The organism is Tengunoibacter tsumagoiensis (assembly GCF_003967535.1).
GTDB classification, from domain to species: Bacteria; Chloroflexota; Ktedonobacteria; order Ktedonobacterales; family Ktedonobacteraceae; genus Tengunoibacter; species Tengunoibacter tsumagoiensis.
Window position 1 is genome coordinate 2271817 of the sequence record NZ_BIFR01000002.1, and the last position, 21118, is coordinate 2292934.

At 47.4% G+C, this 21118-nt stretch carries 19 protein-coding genes; 11 read left to right on the forward strand and 8 right to left on the reverse strand.

The annotated features are described in order from the left end of the window. Positions 1-193 precede the first annotated feature (193 nt). The 3 genes from EL628_RS29195 (at position 194) to EL628_RS29205 (ending at position 2363) form a co-directional block, all read left to right on the forward strand. The gene (locus EL628_RS29195; protein ID WP_126583493.1) at positions 194-1234 is read left to right on the forward strand and encodes a Gfo/Idh/MocA family protein; all 1041 of its coding nucleotides are present in this window, start codon (positions 194-196) and stop codon (positions 1232-1234) included. Between the two features lie 212 nt (positions 1235-1446). Next, positions 1447-1680 carry a hypothetical protein gene (locus EL628_RS29200; RefSeq protein ID WP_126583494.1) on the forward strand — a complete coding sequence of 78 codons (234 nt, stop codon included), beginning with the start codon at positions 1447-1449 and terminating at the stop codon, positions 1678-1680. 206 nt (positions 1681-1886) lie between these two features. Continuing rightward, on the forward strand, positions 1887-2363 hold the full coding sequence (locus EL628_RS29205; protein ID WP_126583495.1) for a heme-degrading domain-containing protein: 477 nt from the start codon (positions 1887-1889) through the stop codon (positions 2361-2363). A gap of 37 nt (positions 2364-2400) precedes the next feature. On the opposite strand, the gene EL628_RS29210 is transcribed toward EL628_RS29205, so the two are convergent. Genes EL628_RS29210 through EL628_RS29220 form a run of 3 tightly spaced genes read right to left on the reverse strand, consistent with a single transcriptional unit; the run spans position 2401 to position 5875 of the window. Then, positions 2401-4899, reverse strand: coding sequence for a toll/interleukin-1 receptor domain-containing protein (locus EL628_RS29210; protein WP_126583496.1), 2499 nt, complete (start codon positions 4897-4899; stop codon positions 2401-2403). Positions 4900-4953: 54 nt separating this feature from the next. After that, positions 4954-5385 (reverse strand): hypothetical protein, encoded by a 432-nt coding sequence (locus EL628_RS29215; RefSeq protein ID WP_126583497.1) that lies wholly within the window; start codon positions 5383-5385, stop codon positions 4954-4956. A 34-nt stretch (positions 5386-5419) separates the two neighbouring features. Continuing rightward, on the reverse strand, positions 5420-5875 hold the full coding sequence (locus tag EL628_RS29220; RefSeq protein WP_126583498.1) for a UPF0158 family protein: 456 nt from the start codon (positions 5873-5875) through the stop codon (positions 5420-5422). A gap of 633 nt (positions 5876-6508) precedes the next feature. On the opposite strand from EL628_RS29220, the gene EL628_RS30255 reads away from it, so the two are divergent. The 4 genes from EL628_RS30255 (at position 6509) to EL628_RS29240 (ending at position 11514) form a co-directional block, all read left to right on the forward strand. Then, positions 6509-8395 carry a serine-rich family protein gene (locus EL628_RS30255; RefSeq protein WP_174719981.1) on the forward strand — a complete coding sequence of 629 codons (1887 nt, stop codon included), beginning with the start codon at positions 6509-6511 and terminating at the stop codon, positions 8393-8395. Between the two features lie 292 nt (positions 8396-8687). Beyond that, positions 8688-9506: an MBL fold metallo-hydrolase gene (locus EL628_RS29230; RefSeq protein WP_126583499.1), complete on the forward strand. Its 819-nt coding sequence runs from the start codon at positions 8688-8690 to the stop codon at positions 9504-9506. A 193-nt stretch (positions 9507-9699) separates the two neighbouring features. Further along, the gene (locus EL628_RS29235) at positions 9700-10437 is read left to right on the forward strand and encodes an SDR family oxidoreductase (RefSeq protein ID WP_126583500.1); all 738 of its coding nucleotides are present in this window, start codon (positions 9700-9702) and stop codon (positions 10435-10437) included. A 165-nt stretch (positions 10438-10602) separates the two neighbouring features. Beyond that, a complete protein-coding gene (locus EL628_RS29240) occupies positions 10603-11514 on the forward strand; it encodes a DUF2785 domain-containing protein (protein ID WP_126583501.1) in 912 nt (303 codons plus the stop codon). On the opposite strand, the gene EL628_RS29245 is transcribed toward EL628_RS29240, so the two are convergent. After that, positions 11511-12539, reverse strand: coding sequence for a GDSL-type esterase/lipase family protein (locus EL628_RS29245; protein ID WP_126583502.1), 1029 nt, complete (start codon positions 12537-12539; stop codon positions 11511-11513). The genes EL628_RS29240 and EL628_RS29245 overlap by 4 nt on opposite strands. Positions 12540-12695: 156 nt before the next feature. Here EL628_RS29245 and EL628_RS29250 point away from each other — a divergent pair, with 156 nt between their 5' ends. Together EL628_RS29250 and selD are read left to right on the forward strand one after the other, a co-directional pair. Continuing rightward, a complete protein-coding gene (locus EL628_RS29250) occupies positions 12696-13187 on the forward strand; it encodes a beta-class carbonic anhydrase (protein ID WP_126583503.1) in 492 nt (163 codons plus the stop codon). Positions 13188-13341: 154 nt separating this feature from the next. Next, a complete protein-coding gene (selD, locus tag EL628_RS29255; RefSeq protein WP_126583504.1) occupies positions 13342-14397 on the forward strand; it encodes a selenide, water dikinase SelD in 1056 nt (351 codons plus the stop codon). Between the two features lie 289 nt (positions 14398-14686). On the opposite strand, the gene EL628_RS29260 is transcribed toward selD, so the two are convergent. The 4 genes from EL628_RS29260 to EL628_RS29275 form a co-directional block, all read right to left on the reverse strand. Then, positions 14687-15469, reverse strand: coding sequence for a DUF6585 family protein (locus tag EL628_RS29260; RefSeq protein ID WP_126583505.1), 783 nt, complete (start codon positions 15467-15469; stop codon positions 14687-14689). Between the two features lie 59 nt (positions 15470-15528). Then, complete coding sequence (locus EL628_RS29265) at positions 15529-16368, reverse strand: DUF6585 family protein (RefSeq protein WP_126583506.1); 840 nt, start codon at positions 16366-16368, stop codon at positions 15529-15531. A gap of 236 nt (positions 16369-16604) precedes the next feature. Continuing rightward, entirely contained in the window at positions 16605-17405 is an 801-nt protein-coding gene (locus tag EL628_RS29270; RefSeq protein ID WP_126583507.1) for a class I SAM-dependent methyltransferase, read from the reverse strand. 57 nt (positions 17406-17462) lie between these two features. After that, complete coding sequence (locus EL628_RS29275) at positions 17463-18212, reverse strand: bacteriorhodopsin (protein ID WP_126583508.1); 750 nt, start codon at positions 18210-18212, stop codon at positions 17463-17465. 246 nt (positions 18213-18458) lie between these two features. Here EL628_RS29275 and EL628_RS29280 point away from each other — a divergent pair, with 246 nt between their 5' ends. Beyond that, the gene (locus tag EL628_RS29280) at positions 18459-19073 is read left to right on the forward strand and encodes a hypothetical protein (RefSeq protein ID WP_126583509.1); all 615 of its coding nucleotides are present in this window, start codon (positions 18459-18461) and stop codon (positions 19071-19073) included. Positions 19074-19375: 302 nt separating this feature from the next. Then, on the forward strand, positions 19376-21058 hold the full coding sequence (gene ilvD, locus EL628_RS29285; protein ID WP_126583510.1) for a dihydroxy-acid dehydratase: 1683 nt from the start codon (positions 19376-19378) through the stop codon (positions 21056-21058). The last annotated feature ends 60 nt before the right edge of the window (positions 21059-21118 follow it).

Below are 21118 nucleotides of genomic sequence, written 5' to 3' on the forward strand. Positions count from 1 at the left end.
ACACCGCCCCATTCCAGGTATATTATGCCTCCCCATTCCAGGCATATTATAAAGAACAACAAGATCGAAACGACACGCAAAACCTTCATAACCTTGCAGGTAAGCTGTGATATCGGTACACTTACATATAGAGTTATTTGGTCTAGTCCAATTGCTACAGTATTCATAACTTCAATTGAAAAGAGGACATATTATGGCTTTACGTCTGGTGCAAGTTGGTCTGGGAGGGATTGGAGGACATTGGTTTAGAACGGTATTAACCAATAATCCTGCTGTCGAATTAGTTGGATGGGTCGAGATTATAGAAGAGGTCCTGGCAAATGCAATTGAGCAGTGGGGACTGCCAGCCGAAAAATGTTTCACTTCTCTGGATGAAGCACTAAAGCAATGCGAGCCCGATGCTGTGCTCATCACGGCCAGTCTGGCTGGTCATGTCTCCAGTGCCCGAACAGCTCTACTGGCGGGCAAACATGTTTTAATGGAGAAACCATTTGCACCCAGTATTGCTGAAGCCAAAGAGCTGGTTGAATTAGCCGAGCGACAACAGCGCATTTTGATGATCAGCCAGAATTATCGTTTCTCTCCACGTGTTCAAGTGGCCAAACATTTATTAGAACAGAAAATAGTAGGAGAAGTTGGCACCGTTTATATCGATTTTCGCTTTTATGCCAATGCTATTAATGACCCCAATCATCGACATTACCAGATCTGGCAACCCTTATTGGCTGACATGGCAATCCACCATTTTGACTTAATGCGTTATGTGTTAGGTCAGGAACCACAAACGATCTCCTGCGTTACATGGAATCCCATTGGGAGCCATTTTAAAGATGCCCCATCAGCCTCTGCAACCATTACATTCGAGCGTGGTACAGTGGTAAGCTATCGAGGAAGTTGGGTAAGCCAGGCCCGCACCACAGCCTGGACCGGTGAATGGCAAATGGACTGCGATCAGGGAGAGATTTTTTGGAGCGATCGTAGTGAAAGTCCTTCTCAGGACGTATATCTTCAAGTACAACCTATCTGGCAACCTCGTACAGATGTTGAAATACCTGAGTTTGATCTACCGAAAGATTTTCATGGCAGTTTATCCGCTTTTATACAGGCCATTCAAAGCGGCAAACAACCTTCCTCTGCCGGTAGCGATAACATCAAAAGCCTCGCCTTAACATTTGCTGCCATTGCTTCCGCATCCGCTCATGGCGCTCCAATTACCATCAGTAGTCTACTTTAATATGTATTCTCATATATTTAGTACTATCATGCTTTACTGATTGCTAAGAATTGGTGTTCCGGCTTATCTGATTTACACTATGAAATAGAGAATATGTTGCTATTCTTACTGAATCAGCACTCTATTCTCGTGTCAAAAACGAAGCATAACAAGATACGCTTGAGCGGATACATATGTATGCTTCCATTTATAAGGTTAGGAAGGAACATAGTATGTTTTCTCGATTGAAAAAAACGGCCACACTCAATAAAAAATCGATACAGGATTTAACAGATACGCAATTGATGCAGGTAGCTGGTGGTGGTACAACCAATATCAGCCATGTGGCTCATCAAGCCCACCAGGCTCACCAGTCACATAAAAACCACAACATTAAGCACTATCACAAAGTGAGCCATCCAAGCAGTCCCAGTTCTCCAAGCAGCAAGAGTGTTCATCTCAGCTAAATAAGAGAGGTCAACATGGGGAGAAAGCGGGTGTTTCCCATCCGCTTTCATCTCTTTTTGTATCCTACAGTATATTGAAAATATATTGGAGGTTACGGGCATGCTATAATCAAGCAGTTAGTACAACATTGAGGGTCTGATATGCTGGTTTCTCATGCAGCACAACTCATCGTATATATAGAGTGCGCATAGTAAAGGAAAGTCCTATGAGTGATGAAAAAAATCTCCTGGAAAGCTTATTGCAACAGGAAGATGAGCTCCAATTCTCCAGTTTCTCGCATGAAACGGCCTGGCAATTGGGAGTTGCTCTGGTAGAAGCTGCGAAGCAGAAAAAAAAGGGAGTGACCGTCGATATCACGAGGAGTGGTCAACAATTGTTCCATTATGCGTTGCCCGGAACCGCTCCAGATAATGATGAGTGGATTAAACGGAAAAATAACATTGTCAATCGCTTTGGTCATAGCTCCTGGTACATTGGACAATCCCTCAAACAGGCGGGAAAAACGCTTGAGGAGAAGTATTTAATCTCTACCGAGCATTTTGCACCCCATGGTGGTGCCTTTCCTCTGATTATCAAACAGGTTGGAGTGATTGGTACAATTACCGTCTCTGGTCTCCCTCAGCAAGAGGATCATGAGCTCGTCACCAGCACAATTCGCACTTTTCTGAAACGTCAGCCATAATTTCATCGACTCCAGCTTCATCTCGTTAGAGGAGCGATTACGCTCTAAACCACTTGAAGAGCTCGGTGATGAAATTTGTCGAACGATCGTCTAACAGCTTGTTCAGGACAAGGCTGTCTCTATCCAATTCGCCCAGGACCTCTGCTCTTGTAAGGGCTTCCCTGGCTTCTTTATAGCGTTTTAACAAATAAAGCACTTTTGCCCTTACAACCCATACTTCAAAGGAACGAGGGTCAATGAGCAAGGCTTTATCAAGAGTATGAAGGGCCTCTGTATTCATCCTTCGTTCAAACAACAGCTTCCCTTTTACTAACAACCACTGAACTGTCCTGGGTTCAAGCGCAATAGCTTGCTCGATGGCTTCAAGAGCTTCGGGCTTGCGCTCTAAGCTATTCAAAAGAATACTGGCCAGATACCAGCAGGTCGCATCTTCTGTTTTCAGCGATTGGCTCTGTTTGACGGCCTCCAACGCTTGCTCATACTGCTCTAAGTGGAGCAGAACGAAGGCTTTCCGTTTCCAATAATGGGCCGATAGAGCAGCAATTTTAAGAGCCTCATTATATGAGCGTAACGCTCCTTCCCAATCCTCCAGTTCTTCGAGTGCATAACCTTTATAGTACCAATACTCTGCATTGCCAGAAGTTAGAAATAGAGCCTGCTCAAACGCCTTCAGTGCCTCACGATGGCGCTCCAATTTTAGCAAGCTGCGACCTTTTTCATACCAGTAATGAGCTACCTCTGGCTGCTTTATCAGTATTTTTTCATAGGCTTTCACTACCTCTTCCAGAGCATCGAGAGATTGTTGATTCTCATAGAGATCAAATAAGAGATGCGCCCTGGCCGCCAGATACTCAATAGTGTCTGGCTCAAGAAGAAGGCACTGCTCATACGCTTTTAAGGCCTGCTCGTTGCGCTCTAAACGGCTCAAAGTAGCAGCTTTCTTACTCCAATAAAGGGCCTGCTTATTATCAAGCAGAAGCGCCTGTTCATAGGCTTCCAGGGCATCTTCATGGCGACCCAGGTGAGCTAATGCATCGCCTTTATTATTCCAGCGCACAGCCTCTTTGGGGCCCAATTTAATAGCTTCTTGATACGCGTCCAGCGCCTCTTTATAGCGCTGTAAAGTACACAGAACATTACCTTTCGCACCCCAATAGGCTGGATGAGCCTGCAAGGCTATTGCTCTTTCGTACGCTACCAGAGCCTCTTCATAACGCTCCAGATGAATCATCATCGTCCCTTTACTGCTCCAATAAGAGGCATCTTGTGGACTGAGCTCTATTGCTTTCTGGCATGCGAGAAGTGCATCCTCATAACGCTCTAGATCAGCTAAAAGGTGCCCTCTGGCGTTCCAATAAGCAGCCTCATGTGGATTCAGTGTGATGGCTTGTTCATAGGCAACGAGAGCCTCTTCATTGCGCTTAAGGTATGATAGCAAGATGCCTTTATCACTCCAATTAACTGAGAGAGCTGGCTCAAGGGAGAGAGCCTGTTCACGTGCGTGCAAAGCATCCTCATAACGCTCTAAAATTCTTAAGGCATCGGCTCTGGCATCCCAAAAATCTGCATTGTCTGGATCGTTCTGGCAAGCGCTCTCAAGTTGAGGCAGTTGTTCCATACAGAGCTTTCTGGCCGCCTCGTCCCGTTGCAGATGCTGAAGAATATTGGCTTTAGCAATCAGATGGAGCACATTTGTTGGCTCAAGCAGGAGAGACCTTTCCGCAGCTTGCAGAGCCTCATCAAAACGGCGCAGAAAAAGGAGCACAATTCCTTTTTGATGCCAGGCTCGTGCTTGCTTAGGATCAATCTGTAGTGCTTCTTCATACGCATTTAATGCTGACTGATAGGCACCCTGCTGGTACCTTGCCTCCCCCTGGCTAAGCCAATAAGTGACCGATGGTGAAGAGTCAGTCCCCATGGAGACTGGAGCTGATTTTGCACTCTCTGTGAAGCCTGTACTTGCTTCACCTTTTTCTTTATGTGCTTCTGCACTCGAGTTCACTATTTTTGGAGATACATTCTTGTTATGTTGGGGTGAAGTATCTACAGGGCGATCGTTCATAGCGAGAGAACGTTTTCGATAGTCCTGAATAGCACGCTTTATCTGTTTGGTAACGACAAGCCAGGCCTCATCACGACTAAACCAATGTGGAGAGACGACGGCCTTGCCATCAGGTGGCGTTATCTGTAAATGTGTAAAGGGGCTCTTAGACCAGTGAAAAGATCTGAGATAGATGGGGATGACCAGTGCATCTCCAGCTGCACTTTTCTCCAGCGCCATTTTTGTCTCATACTGACAATATTCAGAGGCGATAAAATCTGAACTTAACATGAGAAAGATGATTTTTGCATCCGCAAAATTCTGCTCAATTGCATCAGACCAGTACGAGCCTGTGAGAATCTCTCGATCATACCAGATAGAGATATATTTCTCTTCTTTCAGCACGCTTAAGTGGTTTTTAAATTCATTAATATACTGTTCGTCAGCATGAGTATAAGAAATAAATGCGGGCAAAGGCTCAAATTGATCTGACATAACTGCACCTCCAAATAATGTAGAGAGAGACCAGGCCTTTTACGTTACCGATGGTTAAGTACCCATGCGGAAAATGTGGAGAATGCTCTGATAAAAACTAGCCAGCACAGGCTGCGTCAGAAGAGCGAGCAACCAGCCCAATAACAAAGAGAATAGGCTCCATACCACCGTTCGGACCCGCTGCTTACGCTCTGCCGCTTGTACATGTTGATAAATAGTAGTATCGATCACCGTACGAAAGTACCTGTCATCTGCCATCCAATCTTTAATTTTCTCTAAATGATAGGCACTCTCCTCCAGACTACCTGTACTCTGCTGATATACTTTACGTTCCTCTGGCAGGCGTCTAGAGGGCAGCCCACCTCGCAACGTATCGTCATCAGACCCTTTGAATTGCCTGATCTCTACTCCTATCTGGCTCTGGAGTTGCTCAATTGCATACGTTAATGCTTGCTCAAAAGCGGGTATGTTGGACTTTACCGGCATGTAGCCTTATTCTCCTCTCTTTCCTGTAAGAGGCTTACTTCAAGGTGCTCTCTTCACTAATGTTCTCAGTGATCCAATCTTGCATAGCCTGCTCCATTTGCACCTCTCTCCAATTATACCATTCTTTCAGCCATCTATCAGATTCATCACAAAGTATCCTCTTGAAACGCCCAAAAGCACCTTTCCCTTTTAAAGCACGATAAAGCATCGTAGCTAATCCTTCATTTTCCGGGAAAATGACGTCTGAGACAAAGTCCTCCATCCAAATATAAGCCACACGCGAAGGAACAGGCTCGATTTTTACATAGCCAGCGCTCTCGTTCACCCTTCTTTCAAGCTCATCCTTCGCTTCAGAATCATCGTATAGTGAAAAAAACACAACTTCGCCAGTCTCAGTATGCAAAAAATATGCATGCTCACCACTTGAATCGCCTAAAGCTATTTTCAACGTGTCGCTATCAATTGGTACACCATCTGGTAATGTTAGCATGTCAAAACTCCACCTGTTTATTGCGGATAACGCTCAATTCTTACTACTACTACGTTTCATGGAACCCCTATTCTTAATTATTATAATAGATAAGAAATTTCCTCTCAGTGCTTAAGAATAGCCCATTTATCTACACAAGATTGTCTTATGTAATGATTTAAAACACACGTATTATAGACGTAATATCTGTATATAATAAAATAATTTTGTATTCGATGGCAAAAGTTAAAAGTTATCAATACAGAATATGCTCTCAGTTGTTTCTTTTCTGGCAGAATCCTCTTTAGTATTTAACAGAACACTTCCCCCTGAATGCGCTATAGAGCCTTCTGAATCCACCAATCAGCCCAATCATCAGCGAATTACAGACCTGGCAGTGCTCTGCGTTTATGGATACAACATACGTAGATTGACATTCTTGTTGGCAAATGTCTTATACGTATAGCCTGAATTTTTGACTTATTACTTATCTCTAAATGGAAATATTATGTAATTTTATTGAAGCGAAGGTTAAGTGATCATTCTTATAATTAAATCTAGATATGGCAAATATGTAAACCAGTCGTTACCTCCATTGGCTTTCTTATTTTGCCATAAAAGATATCGTTTCTCTACACATAAAAGGAGTTACACGTGCGGAAACGAGTGATCCAATTATTTAGCTCGTCGATTATCCTTCTGGCTCTAGCAGCACTCACGCCTTTGAGTATTTTCGCTGCACCAGAAACCCAGATTGGCGGCCCCTCTAGCCTCAATCCTTATGCTCCCAATTATCAGCACACGTATCGCCATGGCGCAGTCCCTACGATCCCTCAGTTACAAAAGATTAATGCTTATCGCCAGGCCAGCCCTCGTATCCCTGCTGCTGGTAATACGCTGTCTTTCGGCGGTGGTATCGATGGTATTGGTGTGACAAGCGGTACCCCCAAAGTTTATCTTATCTTCTGGGGCACCCAATGGGGCACACAGAGCACTGATAGTGGTGGCAACCTGACATTCTCTAACGATTCAGCTGGTGGTGCACCATACATCCAGAAGCTCTTCAAAGGACTCGGAACTGGTAGCGAGCTGTGGTCAGGCACAATGACGCAATATTGTGATGGCTCAACCGTCTCTACTGGTGCGACAAGCTGCCCTTCTGGAGCTCCGCTCGTCGGCTATCCTACTGGTGGCGCTCTGGCTGGCGTCTGGTATGACAATTCAGCCGCATCACCCAGCGCAGCCAGTGGTCACCAGATTGGTGTCGAGGCAGTGACAGCGGCAGGTCACTTTGGCAATACAACAGCCGCAAGCAACCGCTATGCTCAGTATGTCGTCCTCTCACCCAAAGGTGCCAATCCAGATAACTACAAGACTGGTGGTTTCTGCGCCTGGCACGATTATAATGGTGATTCCACTCTGAGTGGTGGTGGTGTCAGCTCCTCTTATGGAGATATCGCCTTTACCAATATGCCCTATGTCATGGATCAAGGTGCAAGCTGCGGTCAGAACTTTGTGAACTCAGGTTCGGCTGGTACGCTTGACGGCTATAGCATCGTTGAAGGTCATGAATACGCTGAGACCGTCACCGATCAGAATCCTGCTGGTGGTTGGACCAATAGCACCAACGGTCAAGAGAATGGCGACGAGTGCGCCTGGATCTCTCCTGGCTCGGCTGGTGGTTCAAACAACGTGACCACTGGTAGCGGAACCTTTGCCATGCAATCAACGTGGTCGAACGATACCAATCGCTGCGATCTCTCACATTCCATCGTTGGTGGTGGCACTACTACCAATGACTTCTCGATCAGTTCTAGCCCAACAAGCCTGACCATCGCTGCTGGTAGCACTGGTACCTCTACAATTAGTACGGCGGTTACGACTGGCTCGGCTGGTACGGTGAGCCTGACGGCAAGCGTCTCGCCTTCTGGTCCTACGGCCTCGCTCTCTCCAACGTCGGTCACGGCTGGCAATTCTTCAACTCTGACCGTTACTGTTGGTTCATCGGTAACTGCTGGTACCTATACTGTGACGGTCTCCGGTACTGAGGGAAGTGCTTCTCACAGCACGTCAGTCTCTGTGACGGTTACAACTTCTGGCGGTGGCGGCGGTGTAACCAATGGCGGCTTTGAGACTGGGAGCCTCTCTGGTTGGACTTCGGCTGGCACGACATCTGTCAGCACAACTGCTCACACTGGTAGCTACTCTGGTGTTGCTGGTTCAACCTCTCCAACCAATGGTGATAGCAGCCTCAGCCAGACCTTCACTGCTCCGACCGGGACAACCACTCTGAGCTTCTGGTATAAGGTCTATTGTCCAGATACGTTGACCTATGACTGGGCAACGGCGACGTTGAAGGACAATACAAGCGGAACAACATCAACGGTTCTTGCTAAAACCTGCAATACCAATAACACATGGGTGAAAGTCTCTAAGACGATCACTGCTGGCCATTCCTACACTCTGAAATTGATCAGTCACGACGACAATTACACTGGTGATGCCACGTACACCTACTACGATGATGTCACGTTCAGCTAGCGCGTTCTCTTGATCGCATCTGGCAGAGTTGATCGTTTGATTAGCTCTGCCTTTTTGTTTCTCCATTATTTTTTATGACGATTATTCCTCACTTGCTCCTTTTGATCACAGGCACATACTAGAGAAATGTTGTTGCTATTCTTCTGGAAAATCCGCTTCTTTTCATCATTGATCATGCCCACAGGGCAGGAATAGGTAGAGAAATTCTGACCCTTTGGACAGGTTTTTCAATCTCATTTATTGCTATACTCAGTTCATTCAGAAAAAGAACTGAGAAAGGGCATATCTTATCATGGAAGCCTGGATCTGCCAGACCTGTGGCACGCAATTTACTCCAACCGAGGCTCAACCTGCCAGCTGTCCAATCTGTACAGATGAGCGCCAATATATTGGTCATAATGGACAACAATGGACAACACTCACTCAATTGCAGACAAGTGGTTATCATAATGAATGGAAAGAACATGAGCCATTTTTGACCGGATTTGGTACTACTCCTTCTTTTGCCATTGGTGAAAGAGCTCTTCTGTTACAGACGCCTCATGGAAATCTTCTCTGGGATTGTATAAGCCTCATTGATCCAGCTACTATTGCTGAGATCGAACGCCTGGGTGGCATCAGTGCCATTGCGATCTCTCACCCACACTATTATACCAGCATGATAGAATGGGCCCATCACTTTCATGCACCTATCTATCTCCATGAAGCTGATCGCCAATGGGTGATGCGGCCAGATACGTCTATCCAGTTCTGGTCTGGCGAGACATTCACGCTGCTTCACGATTTGACGCTTATTCGCTTAGGTGGTCATTTCGCTGGTGGTACGGTTCTCCATTGGCCTCAAGGAGCTTCAGGACAGGGCGTCCTTCTCGCGGGCGATATTATTCAGGTTGTCGCCGACCATCAATGGGTTAGCTTCATGTACAGTTATCCTAATCTCATTCCTCTACCTGCGAGAGAAATTCAGCGGATGCGCGCTACCATTGCGCCCTACCACTTCGAGCGTCTATATGGAGCCTGGTTTGACCGCATCGTCTCCTCCGATGCCCACAATGTTGTTCTCCGTTCAGCAGATCGTTATGTTCAGGCATTAACACAGGTTAATGCCTAGATCTTTTATTAACGAGCTATCAGCACGGTATCCAGAAGAGAATACCCATTATTCGATGGGTATTCTCTTGCATTATTTCTTCGCCTTGTGTAGTCAGACATAGTAGAATGTACATAGTAAGTTGCCATCTCGTTGCGCTCAACTGCAACGATACATTCCTGGTTCTGACGATAGCCAGAAAGGACAAAGGTCAATGACTGCACAACAACATAAGCAAGTCGCGCTTATTACTGGCTCCAATCGTGGACTTGGTTTTGAGGTTGCTCGTCAGCTTGGTCGACAAGGTAAGATTATTGTTGTAACTGCCAGAGAGATTGAAAATGCTGAGAGTGCTGCCCAACAACTCCTCTCTGAGGGTCTAACGGTCTATCCCCATCAGCTTGAGATAATGGATGAGGAGGATAGAGGTCGGCTTGCGCTCTGGTTAGAAAAAAACTTTGGCAAGTTAGATATTCTCGTCAATAATGCCGCAACCTATACAGATTGGTCGGATCGCCCCAGTACGGCCAATCTCGAGAAGGCTCAGATGGTTCTACAGACAAATCTCTTTGGCACCTGGGCAGTCACTCAGACGATGCTTCCTCTCTTACGCAAAAGTCCACACGCTCGTATTGTCAATGTCTCAAGTGGAGCAGGCTCTCATGGCGATCCACAATTTGGGCTGACCAGTAATCAAGGAGGCAGTGCAAGCTACGGCATCTCCAAAGCGGCTGTCAATGCCCTGACGGTTAAACTGGCAACTGAGCTGAAGGCGACGGGCATGCTTATCAATGCAGTCTGTCCAGGTTTTACGGCCACTTCTCCTGGTATGGAAGAGATGGGTGCAAGGCCAGTAGCCGAAGGTGCTGCTAGCATTCTATGGGCAGCGCTTCTTCCAGACGATGGTCCAACAGGCGGTTTCTTCCGCGATGGCAAGCCACTTTCCTGGTGAACTTCAACATACCCGTCATGAGATCTAAGTCATTCTTGCTCTCTTGTCGAAAATGAGGTTCATGAATAATCCGCTCTTGAAGGATGAGTAGCCAGACAGTAGAATACAGAAGTCTTTATACTATTGGCCTACTATAAGAAGGCTGTCTACACTTACAGAGGAATTATGGAGAAAGATTTCTGGCGCTCAATAGCTCACAACGATTATCAACTCCTCGAAGGTCTGACGATCGAGGGACTTACCCCTGAATTATTGAGCAAGCTTGGTACTGCTGATCCGGAACTGCGGGATTATTATATTTATACGACGCTGGAAAAATGGATCGAGCGTGGCCTCTATACGCCTGAACAGCTACGCGAGCTGCTCACTCAACTCTTACAAAACCTTGGCGAGGGATTGGGCGAACAGGGAGATGATCGCGTCTTTCTACGCTCTTTTTCGGCTCTCACTATCTCTGAGATCCTTAAATATGAGCAGTCCCACCATTTCCTGCGAAAAGATGAGGTGCAAGCTCTTCTCGAACAGAGTATTACCTATCTCGTCCGTGAACAAGATCTGCGCGGCTATGTGAGTGGGAAGGGGTGGGCGCATGCGGTCGCTCACAGTGGCGATCTGCTCGGAGTCCTTGCGCGCAATCGACACGTACAGACACGCGAGCTAGAACGGATCGTTACTGCCATTGCGGAGAAGATGACCTTTCCTGTCGAGTATGTCTATACAACTCTCGATGAAGAGCGGCTGGCCCTGGCAGTCATCGCTGTCTTAACACGCGGGTTGCTGCCAGCCAGTTATTGGCGCTGGTGGTGCCGCCCCCTGCTGGAGGTAGAGGCTGCGCTTCATTGGGAGGATACGCCCAATTTTGCACGCCAGGAAGAGATCTGTGCTTATCACAATACACGCACTTTTTTGCGCAGTCTCTACTTCCAACTCACTCTGGCTGGCTATCAACTACCAGGTGCTCAAGAGCTTATTACAGCGATCATCAAGACGTTGCGTGAACTTGATCCTGGCTTCTATTCGGTTGATGTCATGACGATTATTGATCCAACGCTCAATATAGACGACCTGCGACCTTAAAGCTCTGCCTGTGCTCGTATAAGAGCGGCAAGGCGTTGTGAAATGATCTCCATTCCTTCAGCCGAAGGATGAATCAGGTCGGCTGATAGTCCACTGGCAGGAAGAAGGTCGGCCCCCGAAAGATACCGTAGACGAGGCTGGTTGAGCCGCGCTACGATATCGCGTACTATCGCTCGATAGTGGTTGACCTTCTCGTCCCGCTCCACATCCATCTTCATGGTAAACAGATCGATGCAAAAGATCCATTTATCAGGATGACTCTGCACAATCCGTGTCAAAAAAGGATCAACAGCTGCTGCAAAACGTTCAACCGTCCAATCATAGACGACATTGATGCCCATCTCCAGCGTGGCTACGTTCCAGTCTGTACGCGAGACAATACAGTCAGCCTGTGCAGCCTCCATATGAGCGCTACCAGAAAAACCAAAATTGAGCAGATCGGCTCCCAACAGGTGGGCAGTTCTCATTGCATAACCACCTGTCGGGACAAAGGCATTACCCCCATGGGTAATTGATGATCCATACGCAAGATAGCGGAGAGCTGGCATCTGCTCTGCTCGCGGTGGCTCAATCTCCCCCTGAATATCGATCAAGACATTGGGCCAGTCATAGGGAAGCACAATCCGTACAAGTTCTGGATCAAATGGAAGTTGGAACTGCTCCGTCAAGTTTCGCAAGAGTGGAAGAGGTGTATCGCGTCTGGTAATCTCGATTACGATCTCATCCTCTCCTACAACGGTAGGGGTTCTTACATAGGTGCTTTGAAACGAGCCTTGATAGACCTCTAACAGCCCATAGGGAGCCGCTCCATCTCGACTCTTTTCTCGGCGCAGTATGACTTTCGCGCTGTCACCTCGCAGATTGAAACGAATCTCACAGCCACAATTATTAAGTGCGGTCCACTGAGCACGATCGTGCATCTGTAAGCGGAAGGCATCAGGCACACGGCTTAAATAAAATCCCTGCCCACCTGATGCAGGAATGAGCTCCGCTACATTATGTAATTCGGCATGATGAAATAGCATATGAAACCTCCTTGTTCTATCTTTTTGCTCTTCCATTGTAACGCTGTTTGCTTCATTCAACAAGAAGCGGAATAAACTTCTTGATTGATGGGTTTTCACTAGTAGCGCCTGCAAAAATGTAACTGCTGTTACTTTATTATGAGAAGGAGACAAACAATGAGTGTAGTGAATGAGTTTATCGAGGCCAATCACATTTATGCAGCACAATTTCAAAAAGGGAGCCTTCCTCTCCCTCCAGGGCGAAAGGTTGCTGTTCTTGCCTGTATGGACGCTCGCCTTGATCCAGCGCGTATTCTTGGGCTTGAGGAGGGTGATGCCCATGTTATTCGCAACGCTGGTGGACGAGCTGCCGATGCTCTGCGTTCTCTTATTATTTCAGAGCAGCTATTAGGGACGCAGACTATCGTTATCATCCATCATACTGATTGTGGTATGCTAACATTTAGCGACGATGGCATTCATCACAAGATCAAGCAAGAACTGCATGCTGATGCCGACCATATTGCCTTTTTGCCTTTCACAGATCTTGAACAATCGGTGCGGGATGATATCGCTTTTCTCCAGGGGTCGCCTCTGATTCCTGATTCGATTGAGATCAAAGGCTTTATTTACGATGTCACAACCGGTAAACTGCACACGGTGAATTAACTGGCGCGGTGTGCAAGCTTTTTGGGAGCTCAAGTTTCTTTTTCAGATATGTTGAGTGAATGGAATGCTCCATTGAGAGACTGAAACAGGCTTGAGTTCTTTCCCAAAACTTGCACACTGGTGCTGTATAAACTCAACAGAGAAAGGCGTTCTTATGAGTCTTCAACAGGAGATCCGCCTCACAGAACTGGCAGGCTGCGCAGGATGTGCAGCCAAAATTGGTGCCGAAACCCTGGCGAAAGTGCTGAGCCCTCTGCGTCAACGCAATGTGCCACCGCAGCTCCTTGTCGGTCTGGGAGCTATTGATGATGCAGCCGTTTATCGCGTGAATGATCAACAGGCAATTATTAGTACCGCCGATTTTTTTCCGCCCGTGGTTAATGATCCCTATACCTTTGGTGCTATTGCGGCTGCCAATGCGCTAAGCGATGTGTATGCAATGGGAGGCCAGGTGCTTATGGCGATCAATCTGGTCGCCTGGCCTGAAAATCTCGACACGTCTATTCTTAGTGAAGTGCTACGCGGTGGGATGGAGATTGTCGAACAGGCCGGGAGCGCCATCGCAGGCGGGCATTCAATCATGGATGATGAGCCCAAATATGGTCTTGCCGTAACTGGCATGGTTCATCCCGACCATATTCTTACCAAGGGAGGGGCCAGATCTGGTGATCTACTGATCTTAAGCAAACCCCTGGGAACTGGTCTCCTCACAACAGCCCACAAGCAAGGAAAAGCTCAACCCGAAGATATACAGGCAGCTATCCAGTCAATGACGCGACTCAATCGACGTGCCAGCGAGGTTCTGGTGCAGGCAGGCAAAGGGGTTCATGCGGTGACCGATATTACTGGCTTCAGCCTGTCAGGTCATGCCTGGGAGATGGCAACACAGAGCCGGACCAATATGCGTTTCTATTTCTCACAACTTCCACTCCTCCCCAATCTTCAACGCTATGCAGAAGCTGGCTGCATTCCCGGTGGCACGAAGCGCAATGAGCAGCATCTCAAGAGCTCGGTCAGGTTCGCAGACCATCTGACCCCCAGTCAACAGGCGATCTTGTTTGATCCTCAAACATCTGGTGGGCTCTTTGCCGCCATTGCCCCCGAGCTCTGGCCCCAGATTCAGGCTCAAGAAGGGGTTCATTTCGAGCTCATTGGCGAAGTTACGGACTCCATTGAGGCTTCGCAGAACGTTCTACTATCTATCGAATAAGCTCTTACCAGTGAAGATGGTCTATGAGAGCGGCAAAGGCAAAATTTTGAGGTCTCTGTCCTTCGAAGTGACAGAAAATAATGGGAGACTTCCTCGGTCATCATGAATGATGGGGCGCATAAAGAAAGAAGGAAGCGAGCCAGCCGTTGAGCCTCCCACAGTGGTCAGATAGGTCCAACCGAGCGGTGTGGCTCTCCTCGGCCATCATGAATGATGGGCCTTACATCATTCATGCGATAAATCGCACTTTATGAGCGATCTATCGCCTAAATGATGTAGAAAGCATTGCTTATGATGTTTGTTGAGAGCCACTATCTTTCACAATAGAATCTACAAGAGCGGCCAATACGCCGAGATTGGGAATCTCATTGACTTTGACAACCGACCATTTTAATAATCGACCGTGTTTCTGCACAAAGAGTTGACCCTCTTTCGCAAACAGAGAGTCCACCTGATTCCAGGGAACCAGCTCCTTGCCATTATTAATGCCCTGTATATTCACATTAATCTTGCCAAATCGCACCGTCTCACCGCTCTTATACGTTAACAGAGCAGTTGGTAGCAGCTTTGCACCAACTTCTTCTTGAACTATACCTGCTAGATAATGAACAAAACGGACCGCGTCTGTCAGCTTTAGAGTGCGACCATCCTGCAACTTGAGAAGGCAGGTAAAGGCAGAGATACGATAGCTATTCCGACCACTTTTTTGCCATACCTCTGTAATCTCATCCCAGCGAGCAACCTCATAACGCTTCCCTTTCGCACGAAGTAGCCCATTGTCAAACACATAGATGCGCAAATTATGATTGGGAAAGGCACCAATAGCCCCAATAAGCACAAAAAGTGGAAAGAGTGCCAGATAGTATATCACAACTCCAGTAAAATAAATAATTCCAATGAGAAGAATAAGATCAATAATAATAGACCCGATCACGATCCCAATCAGCACAAACAGATTCGAGAACGTGGGCATAAATAGTCCTGTCATACTCCCCAACTGATAGATCGAAGCCTGTTCATAAACCTCATCAGGCAGAGAGAGAGAAGCAGGAAGAGAGGTCCTTTGTGGCATAGATAATCCAATCTTCTGTGAAGGCGGTATAGCTTATTTCACTATACCGCTCTCAGTACTTACTTCGCGTCTACCTGCTCAGCCTCAGGAGAAGGGCTCGTAATATAGCGGATAAGATTATGCAAAACCAATACATTGGGAATCTTCGACACTTCAATGTTCGCCCAGAGTAATAATTTATCAGTCTTTTTCACCTCAAAATACCCATTTGAGATATTGATACGGCGAATCGTCCCATCCCAGGGCAATAATTCTTTCCCGTTGCTAAGTCCTTGAGCGCTGATACTTAATGGACCGAAATGAAGCGTCTGACCGGCATGAAATGCCTCAATCGCCAGCGGAAGCTGAACATTATGTGCTTCCTCAACAATCTTCTGACCTAATACATCGTTATCCTCAAATGTATCGTCAATAAGAACCTGCACACCATCTTTCCGTCGAACAGTATATTTGTAGGTTGTCCCAGTGGTCGTGCCATACTTTTTGTAGACTTTAATCTCTTGCCAGACCGATTCAATCTGATCCCAGGCAAAAGCCTCAGCCTGACCATTTTTTGTAAAAATAAAACCTTTGGCGCACACAACTACTTTCCAGGATCGGCGCACTAGAGGATAACGAGCGTAGCGTGCGATAAGATAGAGACAACCAAAAAAACATGCGACACCAACCACGGCAAGCTGCCAGGCAGAATCATCGGAAGCCATCCCCATCAGCCCCAACACAGCAAGAACAATTCCTATAATAGCTCCAATAATCCCCATCCAGATATAGGTGACCATCCATTTTTTCAGGCCAATCTTGTATTCAGCCTGAGGCTCTCCTAATTGATAGGTGCCTGCCAACACCGTAGCTTCTGCTGAAAGATCATTCTGACCAATAACGCGCAATTGTGGTTCCAAAATAATGACATCCTTTTCATAAAAAATAGGCTCTAATCAGCTACTTAGTATAAAAGCTGTTTGAGCACTCTAACGCTAAAGAGCGATAAAAAAATTGCAAATATGCTTATATATTATACTCTATCTTAGCAAGAGATAAAGGATATTTATTCAAAAATAGCCATTTGGTACTGAATGGGAGTCAGAACTACAATGATATACAAAAACTTAAGCGGGGAGCAGGTGAGCGCGCAACTCTATTTAATGACGGAGATAAGCTGATAGATCCAGGGGAGCACTGGAAGCAATCGACGCTCGACCTTACAGAAGCCCATCTCCTGACATAGCTTCCAGAGAGGCAGCGCCATATAGTCTGACCAGTAGACTTCATGAAGCATACTTCCCAGACCACGGTTAAAGTAGGCATCAAACCATGGCCAGGGGAATGCCTGCTGGATCGCATCAAAGATAAGCAGCCGTCCGCCAGGTCGTAAAAGGCGCCAGGCTTCACGAAGAACAGCTTGTGTAGCAGGACGAGGTAGCTCGTGAAAAAGGAGGCAGGTCAGTACAAGGTCTGTCTGAGCAGAAGGCAATCCAGTCGCCTCTGCCAGAGCATGAATACAGCTTACTTGCTGAAGGACCCCATTGCGCTGAGCCTGCCATTGGGCTGCGGCCAGAGCATAAGGCGAGAGATCGATCAGGTGAAAGTGAGCTTGCGGGAGAAAATGGGCAAGTTGCAGACTGGTTGTCGCGGTCCCACAACCGAGGTCGACAATCGAGCCAGGAGTACCTGCAAGTGCCTGCTGCAGCAGGATGGGCCGCGTTCGAGGAATACACGAAAGTCGCTCAATCAGTTCCCAGACCACCGGTTGGCGAGGAGAAAGGTAGCCCTCAGCCAGACCATGATGAGGAACCAGATAATAAGCCGGATAACTCAGTGCAGGATTTGTCAGATCAGCAGCAACTTTTTCCCAGTTCAGCTCATTCTGCAAAGGATAGGTGAGCGGAAAAAAGTGTTTGTTGATCTGACGCCAAAGCAGGGCTCTGTGCTCTATCATCTTGCGCCAGCCTTTCGCTATACAATTTATCCCGCTCAACTATTACTCAACAAAGAATTAAAACTGTGATGCGACAGAACTAATGGGAGCCTCTGTCGATTCAGCTTCCATCAATGCCACGGGATTGCTCAGGACCAGAAATCCAAACCCAACCTTAGCTGCAATATCCAGCACAGCATAGAGGATGACCTCGGCTGAAAAGTTCAAAATCCCAAAACCCTCTCCACCCAATGCCCAGACAATGGGATAACAGAACCAGAGTGCCATTAAGGTCACAGACAGCGTGCGATAATGCCGTTGCACCTCATAGGTGCGCATATTTGCCTCAGGAGTCATCTTCACCAGAATAAAGTACAGAATCGCAAAAAAGCCTGCACAACTGACGCCGAAAAAAGCCCAGCGGATATCAGAACGAATACCCGTAGCTACAAGACCGGTCAGGATCATATACACATCTGCACCAATGACTGTAGCAATCACTGCCAGGCGATTAGGAAAATTCCTTGGTAGAGCAATGAGAGCCAGATCAAGTAACAGCAACGGTGTAGTAAATGTCCAGTCAATATACCGGCCATACACAAAAAGATGGCTGTTCTGAAAGCTACTTCCGTATCCACTCGCCATCAGCATATACAGCGTGGCTGCTATCAACGTCACAAGCCCTGCCACATAGTAGAAATGTTTAATCCTGGTAGCGGCTCGAAACGAGCGGAAAGTAAATGCCAGCGTGCCAAGGATCATGATCAATGCCGTAATCCACAAAGTTGTGGACGCGACAATTCCTAGAGGGCCACTTGCAGAAAACATAGTCCATCTCCTCTACTTCTCCGAAAAGGTTACTAAATTTGTCCCTTTGCAATCCCTAACACGCCAGATATCTAAAAAAAGTGGCAAATAGTTACCTTTCATTCGTGTAACCTACCCACTGGAAAATGCACCTGGATAGAGAATATTAGACTTCCATTACCTTCTTTCCTGTTTTTGAAATTTGTCGCCAACTATGTTATGGTGTTGAACGTCAGCACTATAAGCTGTAAAGAAAGAAGGTGCTCTATGGAGATACACGTATCAGACCCACATCCGTGGGTCTTAAAAGAACAGGTCGGTCTCGTATGGTCCTGGTGGAAGCATGATCCTCTACCTGTACTTCCTTCCATCGCAACGTTACAGGTAGAGACCACCGATGACCTTGATTTCATTGTAGACCTGGTTCGTATTCTACGTTCAGATGCGATTGCACGTCTCGAAGCCGGTCATCGCTTATATATCGCCACGATCGAACAGAAACCAGTTGCCTATGGATGGGCCGCTTCCACTAAGGCTGCATTTGGCTCACCTTCTGTTCATTTTCAGGTACCCGCTACCGATCGTTATCTCTACCACTTTGTCACCTTTTTGCCCTGGCGTGGTCAGGGGATCTATCCTCGTCTGCTCCAGGCGATTATTTTACGTGAATTGGAACACCACGAACGCTTCTGGATTATCCACCAGATTACGAATATCTCCTCTCAAAGGGGCATAGCCAGGGCTGGTTTTCATATCGCCAACAGGGTGTATCGTCGCTCAGACAGCGGGCTGGCGCTAAAGGCTGCAAAAGATGCTCAACGAGCGTCTGAGGGGGCGAATCTCCTTGGCTTGCCTCTTGTCCTCGATAATCATCCGCTGTGAAATGGGACACCATAGAATGATGGTCTGGTGCTCCACTCCTCTCCCATAATCTGTTTTCAGGGGGAGGATAGTTCCATATGGAGCCATATACCTCTCTTAGAGCCTGTGTTATACTGGTCTTCAATAGGAAATGATGTGAGAGTCAGAGTATCTCACAGACAGAGAATCACGGAGCACCAAGAGGGGATGATCGCTTAATTGGAAGGCACCCCTTTAAACAGGCACAATCAGAAGAACCTCTTCTTGCTCGTCGCTATTTTCATTTCATGATTCTGGCATGCTGTTGATGAGAAGGAGGCACGATGCGTTCAGATCAGATTAAATTGGGCTTTGAACGGGCTCCCCACCGAGGGTTACTGCGAGCGACTGGGGTCGTTGGCGAACAGGATTTTAAGAAACCGTTTATTGCCGTCTGCAATTCGTATATCGATGTTGTCCCCGGCCATGTCCACCTTCAGGCCTTTGGCAAGCTTGTGAAAGATGCTATTCGCGCCGCTGGTGGCGTCCCCTTTGAGTTCAACACCATTGGCGTCGATGATGGCATTGCCATGGGGCACATCGGTATGAAATATTCTCTTCCCAGTCGTGAGCTGATTGCTGACTGTGTAGAGACGGTGATCGAGGCTCATCGCTTCGATGGTATGGTCTGCATCCCCAACTGCGATAAGATTGTTCCTGGGATGCTTATGGCCGCTATGCGCCTGGATATCCCGACTATCTTTGTCAGTGGTGGACCGATGGCGGCTGGTAAGTTAGCCGATGGGCGCAGCATTGACCTTATTAGCATCTTTGAAGGGGTCGGTGCTCACCAGGCCGGTAAGATTACGGATGATGAGTTGTTAGAGCTAGAACAGAATGCCTGTCCTACATGTGGCTCTTGCTCTGGCATGTTTACCGCTAATTCGATGAACTGTCTCATGGAGGCTCTGGGTATCGCATTGCCCGGCAATGGCTCTCGTCTGGCAACATCCGAGGCCCGGCGCGAACTGGCACGTGAGGCCGGACGGACGATCATGCAGTTGATTAAAGAAGATCTCACGGTTCGCAAAATTGTGAATGTCGAGAGTATTGATAATGCATTTGCGCTCGATATGGCTATGGGCGGCTCGACAAATACTGTTTTGCATACGCTGGCACTGGCCCGTGAGGCTGGCATAGAGTACTCACTTGAACGAATTAATGAGGTGGCAAAACGCACTCCTCATCTGTGTAAGGTCAGCCCTGCTGGCAAATGGCATATGGAAGATGTTGATCGCGCAGGCGGCATCAGTGCCATTCTGAAGGAGCTCTCTCGCAAGCCTGGTACACTCACGTTAGATCGTCCTACCGTTACCCTGCGTACCCTTGGCGAGAATATTGCGGATGCGCAGATATTGGACCCTGAAGTGATCCATCCCATTGAAGATCCCTATAGCGAACAGGGAGGTCTGGCGATCCTATTTGGCAATCTTGCACCCGATGGAGCGGTGGTGAAGGTCGCCGCTGTAGCACCGGCAATGCTGAAGCATACTGGTCCAGCTCGCATCTATAATTCACAGGAAGAGGCGGCGGCGGGCATTTTAAATCGCGATATTAAAGAAGGCGATGTAGTGGTTATCCGCTATGAAGGCCCTCGCGGTGGCCCGGGTATGCAAGAGATGCTTGCTCCGACAGCCAATATTATGGGCATGGGACTTGGTGAGAAGGTCGCTTTGATTACCGACGGACGCTTTTCTGGTGGCACGCGAGGCGCTTGTATCGGGCACGTCTCGCCTGAGGCTGCTGCGAATGGACCAATTGCAGCACTGGTCGATGGTGATCTTATTCATATTGATCTCCTCGAACGGCGACTCGAAGTAGATCTCACCCCCGAACAGATTGAGCAGCGGCTCAAGCAGGTGGCTCCCATTAAACCACGTGTCAAAAGCTCGTGGCTACGTCGCTACGCTTCACTGGTTACCTCTGCTAATACTGGCGCAGTACTGGCAGATCCTACCAATCGTTAAACACATATCGACAAAACAAGCGAGCCTGCATGAACTGGTTGATGCAGGCTCGCTTGTTTT